General features: G+C 68.0%; 22 protein-coding genes. All 22 read left to right on the top strand.

All coding sequences use genetic code 11. The features are described 5' to 3' along the window. The first annotated feature begins 193 nt into the window (after positions 1-193). The 22 genes from KYC_RS14135 (at position 194) to sctC (ending at position 16,917) form a co-directional block, all read left to right on the top strand. On the top strand, positions 194-919 hold the full coding sequence (locus KYC_RS14135; RefSeq protein WP_008163337.1) for a hypothetical protein: 726 nt from the start codon (positions 194-196) through the stop codon (positions 917-919). Between the two features lie 148 nt (positions 920-1,067). After that, positions 1,068-1,667, top strand: coding sequence for a hypothetical protein (locus KYC_RS14130; RefSeq protein ID WP_008163334.1), 600 nt, complete (start codon positions 1,068-1,070; stop codon positions 1,665-1,667). A 35-nt stretch (positions 1,668-1,702) separates the two neighbouring features. Beyond that, complete coding sequence (gene btc22, locus KYC_RS14125; protein ID WP_008163332.1) at positions 1,703-1,996, top strand: Btc22 family type III secretion system chaperone; 294 nt, start codon at positions 1,703-1,705, stop codon at positions 1,994-1,996. Between the two features lie 34 nt (positions 1,997-2,030). Continuing rightward, positions 2,031-2,543, top strand: coding sequence for a SycD/LcrH family type III secretion system chaperone (locus tag KYC_RS14120; RefSeq protein ID WP_008163329.1), 513 nt, complete (start codon positions 2,031-2,033; stop codon positions 2,541-2,543). Positions 2,544-2,592: 49 nt separating this feature from the next. Then, entirely contained in the window at positions 2,593-3,471 is an 879-nt protein-coding gene (sctB, locus tag KYC_RS28415; RefSeq protein WP_008163325.1) for a type III secretion system translocon subunit SctB, read from the top strand. A gap of 26 nt (positions 3,472-3,497) precedes the next feature. Further along, positions 3,498-4,730, top strand: coding sequence for a type III secretion system translocon subunit SseC family protein (sctE, locus tag KYC_RS14110; protein ID WP_008163323.1), 1,233 nt, complete (start codon positions 3,498-3,500; stop codon positions 4,728-4,730). 39 nt (positions 4,731-4,769) lie between these two features. Further along, positions 4,770-5,231 carry a tetratricopeptide repeat protein gene (locus tag KYC_RS14105; protein WP_008163321.1) on the top strand — a complete coding sequence of 154 codons (462 nt, stop codon included), beginning with the start codon at positions 4,770-4,772 and terminating at the stop codon, positions 5,229-5,231. A gap of 3 nt (positions 5,232-5,234) precedes the next feature. After that, entirely contained in the window at positions 5,235-5,675 is a 441-nt protein-coding gene (locus KYC_RS14100) for a tetratricopeptide repeat protein (protein WP_008163319.1), read from the top strand. A 48-nt stretch (positions 5,676-5,723) separates the two neighbouring features. Beyond that, positions 5,724-6,152: a type III secretion system inner rod subunit SctI gene (sctI, locus tag KYC_RS14095; protein ID WP_008163316.1), complete on the top strand. Its 429-nt coding sequence runs from the start codon at positions 5,724-5,726 to the stop codon at positions 6,150-6,152. Further along, entirely contained in the window at positions 6,152-7,003 is an 852-nt protein-coding gene (gene sctJ, locus KYC_RS14090; RefSeq protein ID WP_008163314.1) for a type III secretion system inner membrane ring lipoprotein SctJ, read from the top strand. Before sctI ends, sctJ begins: the two co-directional genes overlap by 1 nt. Then, a complete protein-coding gene (locus tag KYC_RS14085) occupies positions 7,000-7,656 on the top strand; it encodes a SctK family type III secretion system sorting platform protein (RefSeq protein WP_008163311.1) in 657 nt (218 codons plus the stop codon). Before sctJ ends, KYC_RS14085 begins: the two co-directional genes overlap by 4 nt. Beyond that, entirely contained in the window at positions 7,626-8,264 is a 639-nt protein-coding gene (locus KYC_RS14080; RefSeq protein WP_008163309.1) for an HrpE/YscL family type III secretion apparatus protein, read from the top strand. The genes KYC_RS14085 and KYC_RS14080 overlap by 31 nt, the downstream gene beginning before the upstream one ends. 2 nt (positions 8,265-8,266) lie before the next feature. Continuing rightward, positions 8,267-9,598: a type III secretion system ATPase SctN gene (gene sctN / locus KYC_RS14075; protein WP_008163306.1), complete on the top strand. Its 1,332-nt coding sequence runs from the start codon at positions 8,267-8,269 to the stop codon at positions 9,596-9,598. Continuing rightward, positions 9,595-10,101, top strand: coding sequence for a type III secretion protein (locus KYC_RS14070; RefSeq protein WP_008163305.1), 507 nt, complete (start codon positions 9,595-9,597; stop codon positions 10,099-10,101). Before sctN ends, KYC_RS14070 begins: the two co-directional genes overlap by 4 nt. Then, positions 10,098-10,658 carry a hypothetical protein gene (locus KYC_RS14065; RefSeq protein ID WP_008163304.1) on the top strand — a complete coding sequence of 187 codons (561 nt, stop codon included), beginning with the start codon at positions 10,098-10,100 and terminating at the stop codon, positions 10,656-10,658. The genes KYC_RS14070 and KYC_RS14065 overlap by 4 nt, the downstream gene beginning before the upstream one ends. Positions 10,659-10,674: 16 nt before the next feature. After that, positions 10,675-11,754 (top strand): type III secretion system cytoplasmic ring protein SctQ, encoded by a 1,080-nt coding sequence (gene sctQ / locus KYC_RS14060; protein WP_008163303.1) that lies wholly within the window; start codon positions 10,675-10,677, stop codon positions 11,752-11,754. Beyond that, entirely contained in the window at positions 11,751-12,437 is a 687-nt protein-coding gene (sctR, locus tag KYC_RS14055) for a type III secretion system export apparatus subunit SctR (RefSeq protein WP_008163301.1), read from the top strand. Before sctQ ends, sctR begins: the two co-directional genes overlap by 4 nt. A 7-nt stretch (positions 12,438-12,444) precedes the next feature. Continuing rightward, positions 12,445-12,711, top strand: coding sequence for a type III secretion system export apparatus subunit SctS (gene sctS, locus KYC_RS14050; RefSeq protein WP_008163300.1), 267 nt, complete (start codon positions 12,445-12,447; stop codon positions 12,709-12,711). Between the two features lie 15 nt (positions 12,712-12,726). Continuing rightward, entirely contained in the window at positions 12,727-13,527 is an 801-nt protein-coding gene (gene sctT / locus KYC_RS14045) for a type III secretion system export apparatus subunit SctT (RefSeq protein WP_008163299.1), read from the top strand. Next, on the top strand, positions 13,524-14,582 hold the full coding sequence (sctU, locus tag KYC_RS14040) for a type III secretion system export apparatus subunit SctU (protein ID WP_043518426.1): 1,059 nt from the start codon (positions 13,524-13,526) through the stop codon (positions 14,580-14,582). Before sctT ends, sctU begins: the two co-directional genes overlap by 4 nt. Continuing rightward, positions 14,579-14,974, top strand: coding sequence for a CesT family type III secretion system chaperone (locus KYC_RS14035; protein ID WP_008163292.1), 396 nt, complete (start codon positions 14,579-14,581; stop codon positions 14,972-14,974). Before sctU ends, KYC_RS14035 begins: the two co-directional genes overlap by 4 nt. Continuing rightward, positions 14,971-16,917, top strand: a complete 1,947-nt coding sequence (gene sctC / locus KYC_RS14030) for a type III secretion system outer membrane ring subunit SctC (protein WP_274428536.1) — start codon at positions 14,971-14,973, stop codon at positions 16,915-16,917. Before KYC_RS14035 ends, sctC begins: the two co-directional genes overlap by 4 nt. The last annotated feature ends 8 nt before the right edge of the window (positions 16,918-16,925 follow it).

Genomic DNA, 16,925 nt, shown 5'->3' with positions numbered 1-16,925 from the left:
GGGCCGCGCATCGTCAGGTGGTAGTAACGGCGCGGCGGAATTAGTTCCATCCGCGCCCGTTGGAACCAAGCCGTCGCTGGCGTTACGAACACGGAGTGGAGGCGGCCGGCGGCAGTGCCGGCGGCTTCAGGGTTAACCCTTGTTTGTGTGGGGCGCGCGGCGCCGAACACGCAATCAATTCAAGGAGAAGGCGATGTCTTCGGTATCGGGAGTAAGCGTGGGCGGGGTGTCGGGCCTGGATCTGTCCGGCATGGATCTGGAAACCGCGCTCATGGCGGTCCAGACCGCGCGCACCCAGCTGTTGGAAGACTCGCTGCGCCAGCAGCTGGATTCCGTGAATGCGCGCAATGCCGAAATGGCCGGTCTGAACGACTCCATGACCGCGAAGTCGGCGGACAACCTGAAGTTGGAGGCATCCAGCGTGGAGATGCAGGCGCAGATCGCCGAACTCAAGGACCTGCAGGAGCGGCTGGCGGCCAGCAAGTGCCCGAATCCCGAAGGCTGGTATGGCCTGTCGTGGGGCCAGGGCGACGACCATGCACTGTCCCACGCGACGCTCAAGCAGATCCAGGATTCCGGGCTGACCGTGCCGACCGGGGCGGATGCGCCGCGAGACATCGACCGCAACGGCACCATGGACGCCAAGGGCCGCGTGGTGCAGGGCTGGGTGGACCAGATCAGCGGGAAGGTGGCGGAACTGGAGGGCAAGATCAAGGCCAACACCGCCACGGTCGAGACCAACAAGAATGAGATTGACGCAGCCAAGCGGCAGGTCGACGCGCTGGGCAATACCCAGCAGATGGAAATGATGCGGCTGCAGAGCATGACCGGCAAACGAAACGAAGCCTTCGACGTGATGACGAACTTCATCAAGAAGATGCAGGACAGCCGGTCCGGCATCATCGGCAACATGCGCTGATCCGGGCGGCCGGGACGGACAAAAAGTCCGTCCGGCGTGGAACTCCCGGCCAGGGCCGGTTACTTACACGGTATGCGGGGCCGGGCAATCACGGACCCAGGCGCGATTCCCCTGATCGCAGCGAACGACCCAATCTTGGAGATGAGCAATGACCACGGTAAATGGTTCCAGCGGCGCGGCCGGCATCGGGCAGATCGACTTGTCCAGCATGGACATCGAAACCGCGCTGATGATGGTGCAGACCGAAAGAACCAAGCTGCTGGACTCTCAGCTGCAGACCCAGATCGACGAAGTGCAGGCGCGCAACACGCAGATCGCCAAGCTGAACGAGGCCATGAGCAGCCTGAACGCGCTGGCGGGCCTGTTCAAGTCCGGCAAGGACGGCAACACGCAGATGAAGGATGGCGAGATCCCGGACTGGAACAAGGCAGGCACGGAGAACGACAACCGCTACAACCAGATGCGCGACGCGATGTTCAAGGCCATGGGAGAAGCCGGCATGGACCTGAACACCGACAAGTACAAGCTGCAGATTGATGGCGGTATCAGCAAGGTCACCAAGGGCAGCCTGGACACCGCAATCCAGGCCATCAAGAACAAGGTGGACGCGCTGTCCAACACGCAGCAGATGGACATGCAGCGCCTGCAGAGCATGTCGAACAAGCGCAACGAAGCCTTCGATGTGATGACGAACTTCCTGAAAAAGATGCAGGACAGCCGCTCGTCCATCATCGGCAACATGCGCTGATTTTCTTCCACCTACCCCTGAATCGCGACGAAGACATGAGCCAGAAAAAGACCCCCGAACAAATCCACGCCGAAGCCGAGCGCGTGCTGGAAGACGCCCGCCGCTCCCTGGCGCGGGCCGACGAGTTCTACCGCGAGCAGGGGCTGGACCCCGAGAAGGTCAAGGCGGTGACCGCTGCAGGCCTGGGACCGAAGGAGAAGGCCGAGGCCGAGGCGCTGTTCCGCCAGGACCTGGAAGCCGTCGAGAGCGAAGTGGCGCAGGAAATGGCGCGGCAGAGCTTTGCCGCCGCGCCTTCCGGCGGCATGAAGAAAATGCGCCCGATGGTGTGATGGCGCGGGCGCCACGGGGAACGAGGAGAGCGACATGAGTCTGGACGCCAAGGAAAACGCCGCGCTGGCCGAGAATCTGGCCGCCGCGATGGAAGAGGCCACGGGCGGACTGGCCAGCTACATCCGCGAGGGCGGCAAGCTGGGCGACGTTCTGGGGCTGACGCCGGCCGAACTGGAAGCGATGTACGCGCTGGGCCATTCGATGTACGAGCAGCAGCGCTACAGCGACGCCTTCAAGGTGTTCTCGGCGCTGGTGTCCTACGACCACACCCAGCCGCGCTACGGCCTGGCGCTGGCCGCGGCCAGCCGGATGCTGGGACGCCACGAGGACGCCATGCGCCAGTACTTGCCCGCCATCGCCGCCAATCCCCTGGACCCCGCGCCGCTCTACCACAGCGCAGAGTCCCTGGTGGAAATGGGGCGGCGCGACGAGGCCATCGAGGCGCTGGATGCGGTGTTGGCGATGTGCGAAGGCGAGGAACAGCACGCCACCCTGGCGGCGCGCGCGCAGGTGCTGCGCGATGCCCTGGCGGGGCCGCTGGCCTGAACCCCGACCGGCGCCGGACGGCGCCGAACCACGATACTGGAGCCATTCCATGACGAGCATTCCCGCAGGCGGCGCCGGGTCCATCCCGATGCAGAACATCGACGACCTGATCAATCCGGCGTCGCCCGACGTACTCAAGAACATCACCGACAGCACGAAGCAGATCGCCGCCGAAAGCGAAGCGATCAAGCAGAAGCTCATGGGCGCGCTGAGCGCCGCGGGCAACATCGACTCGGCGGCGTTTGCCCAGCTTGCCGCCGCGATCGAAAAGCAGATGCAGGATGGGGTGGGCGGCGTGCGCCACCTGCAGGAACCCGAGGGCAAGCTCGGCGCGGACGTGGCGGGCACGCTGGCCCAGCTTGGCGGGCTGAGCGAACAGGACCTGCAGACGGACATCTACGCCTTCATGGCGTTGTTCCAGAAGATGGCGCAGGAAATGCGGACGTCGGCGCGCGAAACGCGCCAGAGCGAGATGAACGCGCAGATCGACGCCTTGAAGGGCGCCGCCCAGGAAATGCGCAACGCCGCGCAGGACCGCATGGTGGGCGCTATGGTGGCCGGGGCTTTCCAGATTGCGGGCGGGCTTGCGCAGGTTGGCTCGGGCATCGCGCAGGGCGCGACGCTGAACGCCGGCGGAAAATTCGCCGAGTCGCACGCCAAGAAGCAGTCGGACATCGGCGGCGGCGTGTCGGGCATCGCCGGCGGCATCGGCTCCATGGCCAATGCGGGCATGGAACGCAAAGCCGCCGAGCACGACGCCAAAAAGACCGAACTGGAAGCCCAGGCCAAAGTGCACGAATCCGGCACGCAGCAGGCCTCCGAAATGGCCCAGCAGATGATGGACGTGATCCGCGATGTGCGCGACAAGCTCGGGGCCATCGAGCAGTCCCGCATGGAAACCAACCGCGGCATCGCCCGCAACATCTGAGCCCGCGCGCCGCAAAGGATTCCGACATGAGCGCAATATCCCCGAACTCTCCCGCCATCGGCGCCGGCGCGCCTCTGCCCGGCGACGACGGGCTGCAGCAAGCCGGCGCGGGCGCAGCCCAGGGCGCCGCGGGCGCGGCCAAGGTCCGTGAACTGCTCGACGCCTTTGTCGGCATGGCGGGCGCGCTGCCCGGGACCAAGGACGCCGGCGGCAGCGGCGGCGATGCCGTGTTCAACGCCAATGGGGCGCCTGCGCTGGCGCCGCCGGCCCAGTCGTTTTCGGCCAACGACATGATCGACCTGCTGCGCAGCATCCGCTCGAAGTCCGACGAGGCGCAGCTAGCCAGCGCCAAGGAAAACCTGCTGGTGGCGCGCACGAAGAACGAGAAGAACAACGAGGCGCAGCTCCAGAAGATCCAGGACTACGTCAAGAAGTGCGAGGAAGCGGACCGCAAGGGCGTGCTGGGCAAGATCTTCGGCTGGATCGGCAAGATCGCGGCCCTGGTGTTCTCGGCAATCGCCGTCGGCGTGCTGGCGGCCGGCACCGTCGCCACCGGCGGCGCCGGCGCTCCGCTGCTGGCCCTGGCGGTGATGGCCCTGATCGGGTCGACCATCGCGCTGGCGGACCAGGTGTCGAAGGAGTGCGGGGGGCCCGAGATCAGCCTGGGCAACCTGATGACGACCATCGCCAGCAAGTTCCTGCAGGCTTGCGGTGTCAGCGAGGAAACGGCCCAGCGCATCGGCAAGGTGGTGGCTGGCCTGGTGGGGATTTCGTCGCCCGCCATGCTGTTGATCGAACCCAACCTGATTGGCGGCATGGCGGGCGGTATCGCCGAGCTGGCCGGCGCCGATCCCAAGACGGCCATGGCGGTGACGATGGCGTTCGGCATGGCCGCGACGATAGCCGTGGGCGTGGCGACGATAGCCGTGACGATGGGCGCAAGCACCGTGAGCATGGCGGCTCGCATCGCGGGCGCCGCGGGCCAGATCGCCCAAGGGGCGACCCAGGTCGCGCAGGGCTCCATCAAGATGTCCGTGGCCAAGACGCAGAACGAGGCCGACAACATCCAGGCCGACAAGAAGGAGCTGGACGCCATTACCCGCAAGCTCCAGGCCAGGATGGAAGAGGCTCGCGAGGAAATCACCAAGGTGATCCAGCAGATGGAAGAGGGCCTGCGCATGGTGACGCAGATGATCAACGGCACGGCGGACAGCATGTCGCAGGTCACGGCGAACATCGGCAAGCGCATGGCCGTCTGATGGCGCGCCTCGATAACGAATACGCAGCAAGGACAGGAAATGCCCGATACCGCAATTGAACGCAGTGAATTTGGCGAGGCGCTGTACCAGCGTATGGAAGCCCTGCCTTCCAGCCGCCGGCTGACGCCCGAGCAGCTTGAGGTGGTCTACGCGCTGGCCTACGCCCAGGTGGCGCAGGAACAGTACGCCCAGGCGCTGCCCATGTTCGCCTTCCTGGCGCAGTACGGGCCGTCGCGCAAGCACTATCTGGTCGGCCTGGGCGTCTGCCTGCAGATGCTGGGCCGCGCGGACGAAGCCATCAATATCTATTCGCTGGTGCTCACCCTGTATCCCGATTCTCTGCCCACCGCCCTGCGCGTGGCGGAGTGCCAGCTTGCCCTGCGCCAGATGGACCAGGCGCGGCGCACGCTGGAGCTGCTGTGCACGCCGGGCACACCGGATGACGTGCGTCTGCGCGCCGGGGCGCTTTTGCAACTTTCTTCGCGCGAGGCCGCGTCATGAACCATGAACGATAGCGCCGCCTGGCCGGCATCCGCCGCCGCCGAAGCCGTCTCTCCGGAGACGGCTTTTGCGCTTGCGGCGGACGACGCCCGGCTGCTCACCGAAGTCGGCTTCCTGGCCGCGGGCGCGGGCGACGCCGCTCGCGCCGAAGCCATTTTCAAGGCCTTGCGCCGCCTGCGTCCCGGGGCGGCCTATCCGCTCATCGGCCTGGCCGTCGCGTGCCTGAATTCGGCGCGCGCGTCCGAAGCCGTGGCGCTGCTGGAATCCGCCGTCCTCGCCGACCCCGGCGAACGGGCGCTGCTGGACGCCTGGCGCGGATTCGCGCTGCAGCTCGCCGGCCGCAACGGCGAAAGCCGGTGGCTGCTCGAGACCGTCGCACGCGGTCAGGGCGACGGCGCCCAGCTTGCGCGCGGTCTGCTCGGCCTGCCGCGGGAGGGCGCCTGACATGCGCGCCGCCACCGCTCGTCAACCTGATTACCGGAGTTAGGGAACATGGAAATCGCCGCGCTCTCGGCCGCCCTGCCGCCCGTGCTGAACACGCCGGCCGCCGCGCCCGCGCAACTGGCCACCGAACGCTTCAACGCCATCATGAACGCGCCGGCCATCGAGCCGGGAAGCGAAACGCCCGCGCTGACGGGGCTGCAGGCCGCCTTGCAGACGGCCTTTGCGGCGCCCGTGGACGCGGCGCCGCAGACGCTGGGCAACCAGATCCTCTCCAGCCTGCGCAGCACCACCACGGAATACGCCGACAAGTGGCAAGGCATCTCGGGCCGGCTGGACGCCTTGGCCGCCCAGCCCACGGTGGCCGACATGATGCGGCTGCAGGCGGACCTGCTGCACGTGTCGGTGAACTACGAGATGGTCAGCAAGGCCGTGTCGCGCACGACGCAGAACATTGATTCGCTCGTCAGGATGTCGTAATGCCATACGTTGCACGCTTTTCTTCCGGCGCGGCCTCGCGCAGCGCCGTGTTCGCGCCGCTGGGGCGCTTGCGCTATCTGCTGCTGGTCCTGCTGTTGGCGCTGGCGGCCTGCGGCTCGCGCGTCGAATTGTTTTCTGCCGCCAACGAAAGCGAAGCGAACGAGGTCCTGTCGGTGTTGCTGGATGCCGGCATCTCGGCACAGAAGGCTACGACCAAAACGGGCGTGGCGGTGTCGGTTGACGGCCAGCAGGTGGCGCGCGCGCTGGACATTCTGCGGGCGCGGGGCTTGCCTCGTGAGCGCTTCGACGGCATGGGCCAGATCTTCCGCAAGGAGGGCCTGGTGTCCTCGCCGATGGAAGAGCGCGCGCGCTACATCTACGCGCTGTCGCAGGAACTGACCAACACGCTGTCGCAGATGGACGGCGTGCTGGCTGCCCGGGTGCACGTGGTGCTGCCGGAGCGCGGCGGCGTGGGCGAAACCACCACGCCGTCGACCGCCGCCGTTTTCATCAAGCACCAGACGGGCTACAACCTGGACGCCCTGCAGCCGCAGATCCGCAAGCTGGTGACCCACGCCATTCCCGGCCTCACCGAAGACCGCGTGTCGATCGTGCTGGTGTCGGCGCAGCCCGCGGCCGCGTCGGCGGCGGGCGGCAGCGCCACGCGCCAGGTCATGGGTATCGAGGTGGCGGAAGGCTCGGCCGGCACGCTGGCCGCGCTGCTGGGCGCGCTGGCGCTGCTGGCGCTGGCGCTGGCCGCGGCGGTCGGCTGGCTGCTCTGGCGCTACGGCCGGCCCGCGGGCATTACGCCGCTGCGCCGCGAGCCGAGCGCCGAGGCGCGCGGATCATGACGCTGGCGTCCAGCGCCCTGGATCGCCGGCTGGTTGTCTTCAACCTGCTGCCCAGCCGCACCCTGCATCCCAGCCGCCACGCCGCGTTCGCGGCGCCGGCCGGGCTCGATGCGCTGGCCGCCGCGCCGGCGCTGGCGTCGTCCTGGCACCGGCACTGGTCGCGGGAGATCCTGCGCGCGCTGGACCTGGTGGACCGGCCCGTCACGGACGCTGGCCGGCCGGAGCTGGCGCTGGCCCTGCTGCCTGCCGAGGCGATGGCGCAATGCGCGCGGCGCATGGGTGCGACGCTGTGCGGCCCGCGCCTGCGCCGGGCCATCGCGGGCGAGGAAGTCCGGCTGCTGATGGGCAGCCTGGGCGCAGAAGTCCTGGAATACACGCGCCGCACGGCGGGCGGGCTGCACCCCGGCATGCCGGAAAGCGCGGCCTGGCCGATCGAACAAGCCGCCGGCGCGGTGGACGCGCTGGGCCAGGCCGCCTTGCGCGCAGCGCTGAGTCCGGCCGGGCCGGAACTGCTGCTGCGCGCCGAATTGAAACTGCCGGAACAGTCGGCCGAGCGCTCGCCCCTGCCTGCGGCTGAAGCGCTGTCGCTTGGGCTGTCGATACTGAAGCACATGGATCCCTTATGGCATTCCTCATTCCCCGCGCTCCGCTGACGCCCCGCGCGCTGGCGGGGCGGACCGACCCGGGCGCCCGCGTGCTGCGCGCCGCCGACCAGGCGGCCTGGGCCGACGCCCAGGCGCTGCTGGCGCAGGCGCGCGAGCAGGCCGACGCCATTGTCGGCGGCGCGCAGGCCGCGTTCGACGCCGAGAGCCGCCGCGGCTACGAAGAAGGCCGCGAGTCGGCGCTGCTGGACCAGGCCGAGAAGATGATCGAGACCGTGGGCCGCACGGTCGAGTACTTCGCCGGTGTTGAGAACGAGATGGTGGAGCTGGTGATGGCCGCGGTGCGCAAGGTCGTCGATGGGTTCGACGACCGCGAGAAAGTCATGGTGGTGGTGCGCAACGCGCTGGCCGTGGTGCGCAACCAGAAGCAGATGACGCTGCGGCTCAATCCTGCGGAAGTCGACACCGTGCGCGAACAGATCAACGACCTTCTGGCCGCCTATCCCGGCGTGGGCTACCTGGACATCCTGGCCGACGGCCGCCTGGCGCGCGGCGCCTGCATCCTGGAAAGCGAGATCGGCATGGTCGAAGCCAGTCTGGAAGGCCAGATCCAGGCGCTGCGCCAGGCCTTTCAGCGCACGCTGGGCAGCAGAATATAGCCATGCGCCAATTCGATTACATCGCCGAGATGATGGGGCTGGCGCTGCAGGACACGCCGACCCTGCGCATCAAGGGCCGGGTTACGCAGGTGATCGGCACCATCATCAAGGCCGTCGTGCCGACCGTAAAGGTGGGCGAGGTCTGCATCCTGCGCAATCCCGGCGAAAACTTCGAGATGAAGGGCGAGGTGGTTGGTTTTGCGCGCGACGCGGCGCTGCTCACGCCCATCGGCGACATGTACGGCATCTCGACGGCGACCGAAGTCATACCGACTGGCCGCGCCCACATGGTGCCAGTGGGCCCGGGCCTGCTGGGCCGGGTGCTGGACGGCCTGGGCCGGCCGCTGGACGAGGCCGAACTCGGTCCGCTCGAGGCCAGCAAGTTCTACCCGGTGTTCGCCGAGGCGCCCGATCCCCTGAAGCGGCGCATCATCTCCCAGCCTCTGGAACTGGGCGTGCGCGCGCTGGACGGCGTGCTGACCTGCGGCGAGGGCCAGCGCATGGGCATCTTCGCGGCGGCCGGCGGCGGCAAGTCCACACTGATGGGCATGCTGGTCAAGGGCGCCGACGTGGATGTGACCGTGGTGGCGCTGATCGGCGAACGCGGCCGCGAAGTGCGCGAGTTCCTGGAACACGAGCTGGGCCGGGAAGGCCGGCGCAAGAGCGTGATCGTGTGCGCCACCAGCGACAAGTCGTCGATGGAGCGCGCGAAGGCGGCCTATGTGGCCACCGCCATTGCCGAATACTTTCGCGACCAGGGCAAGCGCGTGCTGTTCCTGATGGACTCGGTGACGCGCTTTGCGCGCGCCCAGCGCGAGATCGGCCTGGCGGCGGGCGAGCCGCCGACGCGCCGGGGCTACCCGCCGTCGGTGTTCGCGACGCTGCCCAAGCTGATGGAGCGCGCCGGCATGAACGAGCACGGCTCCATCACGGCGCTGTACACCGTGCTGGTGGAAGGCGACGACATGACCGAGCCCATTGCGGACGAAACCCGTTCCATCCTGGACGGCCACATCGTGCTGTCGCGCAAGCTGGGGGCCGCCAACCACTACCCGGCGATCGACGTGCTGGCATCCGCCAGCCGCGTGATGAACGCCGTCATTACGCCCGAGCACAAGCGGGCGGCGGGACGGCTGCGCGAGCTGATGGCCAAGTACCAGGAAGTGGAGCTGCTGGTGAAAATCGGCGAATACAAGCGGGGCGGCGACGCCGTCACCGACGAGGCCATCGACAAGATCGGCGCGATCAACGCCTTCCTGAAGCAGCGCACGGACGAGCGTGCGGCCTTGCCCGAAGCCCTGGCGCGCATGACCGAGATCGTGGGGGCGGGATGAGCGTCTTCGACGAACTGCTGGCCATCAAGCGCTTTCGCGAAGGGCAGGCGGAGATCGCCGTGTCGCGGCAGCGCCTGCGCCATGCGGAGGCGGACGCCGCCCGGCTCGGGTCCGAAGCCGCACTGGCGGCTTTCCGCGACGAAGCCGAACGGCGCGAGCGCGCCATGTATGGCGACCTGTGCAGCCGGGTGGTGCGCGTGCGCGAAATCGAGGACGTGCTGCAGGGCGTGGCAGGCCTACGCGAAGGCGAGCGCCAGCGCGAACAGGCGCTGGAGGCCGCTGAGCGCCAGCTGGAAGCGGAAAGCCAGGCGCTGGCCGCCAGCCGCCAGCAGCATCAGCAGGCCGTGCGGCTCACGGGAAAATTCGTGGAGCTGGCGCGCATCCACCTGGACGAGCACCTGAAGGCGTTGGAGCAGAAGGAAGACCTGGAAATGGAAGAGGCCGCGTCGATCTCGCGTGATCGCGAGGACTGGGAGCAGCACGAGGAGTTCGAGCCGGCATGAGCGACCGACGCATTGGCCTGGAAACGGCCATCCCGCAGGGAACATGGAACGCCGGGCAGTCCGACGGACAGGCCGCCGGGCGGCAGGCCAGCGACGCCGACCGCCAGGCGTTCGAGCAGGCCATGTCGCGGGGCGAGGCCGATGCGCCGGCCGCGCCGCCGGCCGCATCGTCGCCGTTTGCGCTGTTTGGCGCGGGCGCGCCCGTGGTCGCCGCGGGCGCCGACGGCCAATCGGAGACCCTGGCCCAGGCCTTGAGCGACACCGCCGGGCAGTTGCTGGTGGCCGACGGCAGCCAGGGGCGCCGCCAGGTCCGGATCGAATTGAAGGACGACGTGCTGCCGGGCGTCAGCGTGTCCGTCTACGAGGACGAAGGCCGCATGATCGCGGATTTTGTCTGCGCGCACGAAGGCTCGCGCGAACGGCTCTGCGCCATGGCGCCGGCGCTGGCTGCGCAGCTGGCCGCCAGCCTGGACAGGCCGACGCGCGTGCGCGTGGCCACCGACGACCCGGAAGACTCCCGTCTGGCGGAGACCGACGCCCCGGCGCCGGGCCGCTGACTTTTGCTGATTCCCCATGACCGCCAGTACGCATTTCTCCTTGTCTTCCCATCCGCTGCCGCGCCTGAGTGGCAATGAGGCGCGCGCGCGCTCGCTGATTGCGCGCCACGGCGCCGACCTGCCCATCGTGCTCGCCCCGCCTGACGGCGTGGATGCGGAACCCGCCGCGTGGCGCCTGGGATTCACGCCCGGCGTGCCGGACGCCGTCCGCCAGTCCGCCACCTTGTCTGCCGATCTGGAATGGGCCGGCGCCCGCCTGCGCGTCGGGCTGCCGCCGTCGGCCGCCCAGGCCTGGCTTGCCGCCCGGTATCCAGAGCTGGACGCCGCTGCCCCGCCGCCTGCACTGGTGGCGGCCGCCATCGAGGGCCTGCTGGCCGAAGCGATGGCGGCCTTGAGCGCCGCGTCGCCGGGCGGCCCGGCGCGCGTCGCCGCCATGGGCGCAGCCGCCGCGCCGCTGCCGCAGGCCTGGACGCTCGCCGCCCGCAACTGCGCCAATGACGACACCGTCTACGCCAGTCTGGAGGCGGACGGACTGGGGCTGATGCTGCTGGCCGGCCTGATCGGCGCGGCCGCCCCGTCCGACAACGGCATGGACGTGGACGGGGTGCCGGTGCGCGTGGCTGCGCGGCTGGGCTGGACCGATATGCCGGCCGACGAATTGCGCAGCCTGCGGGCGCGCGACACGGTCTTCCTGGACCACTACCTGGTCTCGCCGGAAGGCGAGCTCTGGCTTTCCGCCGGCGCGCAAGGGCTGCGCGTGCGGGCCGAACATTCCTCATACCTCGTTACCCAAGGCTGGACTTCCCTTATGACCGAGACGCCTCAATCGCCGGCCGACGCCGAAGCCGGCGCGCAGACGCCTTTCGATATCGACGCCGTCCCCGTGCGCCTGACGTTCGAGCTGGGCGAACGCCACCTCACGCTGGGCGAGCTGCGCCGCCTGCAGCCCGGCGAAATATTCGACCTTGAACGCCCGCTGGCCGACGGCCCGGTCATCGTGCGGGCCAACGGCGCGCTGCTGGGCACGGGCGAACTGGTGGAGATCGACGGCAGGATCGGGGTGACGCTGCGCAGCGTGGGCAAGGCGGGCGCATGAGCGGCGCTGCGGATCCGATCAGCCTGGCCGTCGTCCTGGCGCTGCTGGCGCTGGTGCCGCTGGCCGCCGTCATGACCACGTCCTTCCTGAAGATCGCGGTGGTGCTGACGCTGGTGCGCAACGCCCTGGGCGTGCAGCAGGTGCCGCCCAACATGGCGCTGTACGGCCTGGCGTTGATCCTGTCGGCCTACGTAATGGGGCCGGTCGTCATGCAGATCGGCGACGAGCTGCGCGCGCCGCCAGCGGCGGTAGCCCCGGGCGTAGCGACGCCCGGCGTAGCGACGCCCGACCGGCTGGAAGGCATCATGGACGCGGTGGCGCGGGGCGCGGAGCCCATGCGCGCGTTCATGATGAAGAACAGCCGGCCCGAGCAGCGCGACTTTTTCGTGCGCACGGCGCGCGAGCTGTGGGGCGAACAGGCCGCCCGCAACCTGAAGCAGGACGACCTGCTGGTGCTGATCCCGTCGTTCCTGGTGTCGGAACTGACGGCCGCCTTCCAGATCGGCTTCCTGCTGTATCTGCCGTTCGTCATCATCGACCTGATCGTGTCCAACATCCTGTTGGCGATGGGCATGATGATGGTCTCCCCGGTCACGATCTCCATGCCCCTGAAGCTCTTCCTGTTCGTCATGGTCGACGGCTGGACGCGGCTGATCCAGGGCCTGGTGCTGTCCTACGGTTGAGCGCGCCATGGGAACCGTCGATCTCGTCTCTTACATGACCCAGGCGCTGTACCTGGTGCTGTGGCTGTCCCTGCCGCCCATTGCGGTGGCGGCCATCGTCGGCACGCTGTTTTCGCTGTTCCAGGCGCTGACGCAGATCCAGGAGCAGACGCTGTCGTTCGCGGTGAAGCTGATTGCGGTGTTCGCCACGATCATGCTGACGGCGCGCTGGCTCAGCGCCGAGCTCTACAACTTCACGATCTCCGTGTTCGACCTCTTCTACAAGATCCATTAGGGGCGGCGCAGACACATGATTTCCGGCATTACGTACGCTGAAGCAAAGGTATTCCTGGGCACGCTGGCCATGACGCAGCCCCGGATCCTGGCGTTGTGCGCGATGCTGCCGCTGTTTAACCGGCAGCTCCTGCCCGGGATGCTGCGCTACGCCCTGTGCGCGGCCATCGGTATCGTGCTGGTGCCGGCGCTGGCGCCGCGCTATGCCGTCATGGACTTGGGCACGGTCGAGATCGCGCTGATCGTGGTCAAGGAGGTCTTCGTCGGCATGGTCATGGGCTTTCTGGTGGCCATTCCGTTCTGGATCTTCGAGGCGGTCGGCTTCGTGGTGGACAACCAGCGCGGCGCCAGTCTGGGCGCCACGATCAATCCGGCCACCGGCAACGACTCTTCGCCCATGGGCATCCTGTTCAACCAGGCTTTCATGGTGTTCTTCCTGGTGGGCGGCGGCTTCACGCTGATGCTGACCATGCTGTACGACAGCTTCCGGCTGTGGGACCTGTGGGACTGGACACCCACGCTGCGCGAGGAAAGCATTCCCCTGATGCTGGACCAGCTTGGCCGGTTCCTGCGCCTGACATTGCTGTTTGCCGCGCCGGCGATCGTCGCGATGTTCCTGGCCGAGGTCGGCCTGGCGCTGGTGAGCCGCTTCGCGCCGCAGCTCCAGGTGTTCTTCCTGGCCATGCCGATCAAAAGCGCGCTGGCCTTGCTGGTGCTGGTGCTCTACATGAGCACGCTGTTCGAGTACGCCGCCGAGGCCACCGGCCAGATTGGTTCGGCGCTGCCGTTCCTCGACAACCAATGGCGGGCGCCATGAGCGGCGAAAAGACAGAACAGCCAACCGGGAAAAAGCTGCGCGACGCGCGGCAGAAGGGCGACGTCGCCCACAGCAAGGATTTCACCCAGACGCTGCTGGTGCTGGCGCTGTTCGGTTACATGCTGGGCAACGCACATGGCATCGTCGAGTCCCTGGGCCGACTGATCCTGATACCTGCCACCCTGGTGGGTCTGCCCTTCGAGCAGGCGCTGCCCACCGCGCTGGACGCGGCCCTGCGCGAAGCGGTGGCGCTGGTGCTGCCGTTCATCCTGATCGTGCTGATCGTGGGCATGTTTTCGGAATTCCTGCAGGTCGGCGTGGTGCTGGCGTTCGAAAAGCTCAAGCCTTCGGCCAAGAAGCTCAACGTGATGGAGAACCTGAAGAACATCTTCTCCAAGAAGAACCTGGTCGAGCTGTTGAAGTCGATCATCAAGATCGCGTTTCTCTCCGTTTTGGTGACGCTGGTTGTGCGCGATGCTCTGCCGGAGCTGATGGCGGTGCCGCACAGCGGCCTGGCGGGCCTGGAGGCGGGCGTGGGCGGCATGATGCGCACGCTGGTGGTGAACATCGCGTTCGCCTACGTGGTGATTTCGCTGGCCGATTTCGTCTGGCAGCGTATGCAGTACCGCAAGGGGCTGATGATGAGCAAGGAAGACATCAAGCAGGAATTCAAGGAGATGGAGGGCGACCCCCACATCAAGCACAAGCGCAAGCATCTGCACCAGGAAATGGTGATGCACGGCGCCGTCGCCAGCGCGCGCAAGGCGACCGTGCTGGTCACCAACCCCACCCACCTGGCGGTCGCGATCTACTACCAGCCCGACGAGACCCCGCTGCCGCGGGTGCTGGCCAAGGGCGAAGGCGCGCTCGCCGAACAGATGATGAAGGCCGCGCGCGAAGCGGGCGTGCCCGTCATGCAGAACATTCCGCTTGCGCGCGCCCTGATGGCGACTGCGCAAGCCGACCAGTACATCCCCAGCGAGCTGATCGAGCCCGTCGCCGAAGTGTTGCGGCTGGTGCGCAAATTGGCCGCAAACCCGGAATCACAGCCATGAGTTCAGTCCATCCCCTCATTGCCGCCTATGTAAACCGCCACGGCATGCCGCTACCCGAGCGCGCCGACGGCCGGCTGACCGTGGTGGTCGACGACGCGTTCCGCATCCACCTGCATGCCGCGCCCAACGGCTGGCTGGCGATGACCTCGCGCCTGTGCAGCCTGCCGGAGCAGAGCGCGGCGCGCGACGACCTGGTGCGCGAGATCGGCAAGCTTGCCGCCGGGATGCTCAGCCGCCATGCGGCTTCCTGCGTGGTCGACCCGCAGGGGCGCACGCTGTGGCTGCAGCAGACTTTAAGCCCGGACAGCAGCCCCCTGGCGCTGGACGAAGCCGTCGGCGCGTTCGCCAACGCCCTGTCCTTCTGGGCGGGCGCGGTGCGGCGGCTGGCATGAAAAAGCATTCCGGGACCTTTACCCGAGGAGAAAGCGTGTTCAAGCGGATGATTCTGGCGACAGCCCTGTCGCTGGGCGTAAGCGGCGCAAGCGTGGCCGCGCCGAACTGGGCCAACGTGCCTTACAGCTACTACGCCCGCGAAGAGAGCCTGCAGTCGCTGCTGCGCGAGTTTGCGGGCGGCTTCAGCCTGTCGCTGCAGATGGGGCCCAACGTGTCGGGCACCGTCAACGGCAAGTTCAACGCCAACTCGCCCACCGAGTTCCTGGACAGGCTGGGCGGGGTGTATGGCTTTAATTGGTTCGTCTATGCAGGCACGCTGTTCGTCAGCCGCACCAACGACATGAAGACGCGTTCGGTCAGCGCCATGGGCAGCTCGATCAGCGCGTTGCGCCAGGCCCTGCAGCAGCTCGGCATCCTGGACCCGCGCTTCGGCTGGGGCGAACTGCCGGACCAGGGCATCGCGCTGGTGTCCGGCCCGCCCGGCTACGTGGACCTGGTCGAACGCACCGTGGCCGCGCTGCCGATGGGGGCGGGCGGGCAGCAGGTGGCGGTGTTCCGCCTGAAGCACGCGTCGGTGAACGACCGCACCATCAGCTACCGCGACCAGAAGGTCGTGACCCCGGGCCTGTCGACGGTGCTGCGCAACCTGATCACGGGCGGGGGCGGCGGCAACAACAACGAAACGCTGGCGGCCATCGCCGCGCCGCTGCGCGACAGCCCGCCGTCCTTCCCGCAGGTCAACGGCGGCCCGGCCGCCGACAGCGCGCCCACTGTCGCGGCGGCCAATGGCGCGCCGGTGCCGGTGGGCAAGCCGGGGCTGCGGCTGCGCGAACCCACGGTGCAGGCGGACGCGCGGCTCAACGCCATCATCGTGCAGGATATCCCGGACCGCATTCCCATCTACCGCAGCCTGATCGAACAGCTTGATCTGCCGAGCACGCTGGTCGAGATCGAGGCCATGATCGTCGACGTGAACTCCGACCTGGTGAACGAACTGGGCGTGAACTGGGGCGCGCGCGCGGGCACCACGAGCTTCGGCTACGGCAACCTGGCGCTCACGCCCAGCAACGGCCTGCCCGTGGACGGGGCGGCCGCCCTGTCGCCCGGCACGATCGGCGTCAGCGTGGGCTCCAACCTGGTGGCGCGTCTGCGCGCGTTGCAGACCAAGGGGCAGGCGAACATCCTGTCGCAGCCGTCGATCCTGACCGCTGACAACCTGGGCGCCATGATCGACCTGTCGGACACCTTCTACATCCAGACGCGCGGAGAGCGGGTGGCGACGGTGACGCCGGTCACGGTCGGGACCTCCTTGCGCGTGACGCCGCGCCACATCGAATCCCGCGAAGGCGCGCGTGTCGAACTGACGGTGGATATTGAAGACGGACGCATCCAGGAAGAGCGACCGATCGACGGCCTGCCGACCGTGCGCAAGAGCAACATCAGCACGCTGGCCGTGGTGGGCAACGACCAGACGCTGCTGATCGGCGGCTACAACAGCAGCCAGAACTCCGAGCAGGTCGACAAGGTGCCGTTCCTGGGCGATATCCCGGGGCTGGGCATTTTCTTTTCGAACAAGTCCAAGACGGTGCAGCGGCGCGAGCGGCTGTTCCTCATCCGGCCCCGCGTCGTCGCGGTCAATGGCGAAGTGGTCGCCCAGCCGGGCGCGGGCAGCGTACCGCCCATGCTGGACGCCACCTGGGGCGGCGGCGCGGGCATGACGGCGGGCCAGTATCTGGACCTGGCGCAAAGCCAGCGCACCCGGGTGCTGTTCGGACCCAATGTCGATAACGGCCGCGTCAGCGTCGGATCGCTGCGGGTGTCGGAATGGATGCAAGGCGTGCCGGTGGCGCAGCCGGTGCTGCAAGGCAAGTCGACGGCCACGCAAGGGCCGGTGATTCAGGTGGAGCCGGTGGCGGCGCCGGGAACGGGCAGGGCGCCGTAAGGCGCGCT

Origin of the sequence: Achromobacter arsenitoxydans SY8, from assembly GCF_000236785.1 — a bacterium.
Classification (GTDB): Bacteria; Pseudomonadota; Gammaproteobacteria; order Burkholderiales; family Burkholderiaceae_B; genus Achromobacter; species Achromobacter arsenitoxydans.
The sequence above is the reverse complement of the archived record's forward strand: the minus strand, read 5'-3'. Positions and strand labels throughout refer to the sequence as shown.

Excerpts from the sequence above, each read along its gene's own strand:
- sctB (WP_008163325.1), top strand. The coding sequence starts at position 2,593 with ATGACGAGCATTCCCGCAGGCGGCGCCGGGTCCATCCCGATGCAGAAC.
- sctE (WP_008163323.1), top strand. The coding sequence starts at position 3,498 with ATGAGCGCAATATCCCCGAACTCTCCCGCCATCGGCGCCGGCGCGCCT.
- KYC_RS14035 (WP_008163292.1), top strand. The coding sequence starts at position 14,579 with ATGAGTTCAGTCCATCCCCTCATTGCCGCCTATGTAAACCGCCACGGC.
- sctI (WP_008163316.1), top strand. The coding sequence starts at position 5,724 with ATGGAAATCGCCGCGCTCTCGGCCGCCCTGCCGCCCGTGCTGAACACG.
- sctC (WP_274428536.1), top strand. The coding sequence starts at position 14,971 with ATGAAAAAGCATTCCGGGACCTTTACCCGAGGAGAAAGCGTGTTCAAG.
- sctJ (WP_008163314.1), top strand. The coding sequence starts at position 6,152 with ATGCCATACGTTGCACGCTTTTCTTCCGGCGCGGCCTCGCGCAGCGCC.
- KYC_RS14065 (WP_008163304.1), top strand. The coding sequence starts at position 10,098 with ATGAGCGACCGACGCATTGGCCTGGAAACGGCCATCCCGCAGGGAACA.
- KYC_RS14080 (WP_008163309.1), top strand. The coding sequence starts at position 7,626 with ATGGCATTCCTCATTCCCCGCGCTCCGCTGACGCCCCGCGCGCTGGCG.
- sctQ (WP_008163303.1), top strand. The coding sequence starts at position 10,675 with ATGACCGCCAGTACGCATTTCTCCTTGTCTTCCCATCCGCTGCCGCGC.
- sctU (WP_043518426.1), top strand. The coding sequence starts at position 13,524 with ATGAGCGGCGAAAAGACAGAACAGCCAACCGGGAAAAAGCTGCGCGAC.
- sctT (WP_008163299.1), top strand. The coding sequence starts at position 12,727 with ATGATTTCCGGCATTACGTACGCTGAAGCAAAGGTATTCCTGGGCACG.
- KYC_RS14130 (WP_008163334.1), top strand. The coding sequence starts at position 1,068 with ATGACCACGGTAAATGGTTCCAGCGGCGCGGCCGGCATCGGGCAGATC.
- KYC_RS14100 (WP_008163319.1), top strand. The coding sequence starts at position 5,235 with ATGAACGATAGCGCCGCCTGGCCGGCATCCGCCGCCGCCGAAGCCGTC.
- KYC_RS14070 (WP_008163305.1), top strand. The coding sequence starts at position 9,595 with ATGAGCGTCTTCGACGAACTGCTGGCCATCAAGCGCTTTCGCGAAGGG.
- btc22 (WP_008163332.1), top strand. The coding sequence starts at position 1,703 with ATGAGCCAGAAAAAGACCCCCGAACAAATCCACGCCGAAGCCGAGCGC.
- sctS (WP_008163300.1), top strand. The coding sequence starts at position 12,445 with ATGGGAACCGTCGATCTCGTCTCTTACATGACCCAGGCGCTGTACCTG.
- sctN (WP_008163306.1), top strand. The coding sequence starts at position 8,267 with ATGCGCCAATTCGATTACATCGCCGAGATGATGGGGCTGGCGCTGCAG.
- sctR (WP_008163301.1), top strand. The coding sequence starts at position 11,751 with ATGAGCGGCGCTGCGGATCCGATCAGCCTGGCCGTCGTCCTGGCGCTG.
- KYC_RS14105 (WP_008163321.1), top strand. The coding sequence starts at position 4,770 with ATGCCCGATACCGCAATTGAACGCAGTGAATTTGGCGAGGCGCTGTAC.
- KYC_RS14085 (WP_008163311.1), top strand. The coding sequence starts at position 7,000 with ATGACGCTGGCGTCCAGCGCCCTGGATCGCCGGCTGGTTGTCTTCAAC.
- KYC_RS14120 (WP_008163329.1), top strand. The coding sequence starts at position 2,031 with ATGAGTCTGGACGCCAAGGAAAACGCCGCGCTGGCCGAGAATCTGGCC.
- KYC_RS14135 (WP_008163337.1), top strand. The coding sequence starts at position 194 with ATGTCTTCGGTATCGGGAGTAAGCGTGGGCGGGGTGTCGGGCCTGGAT.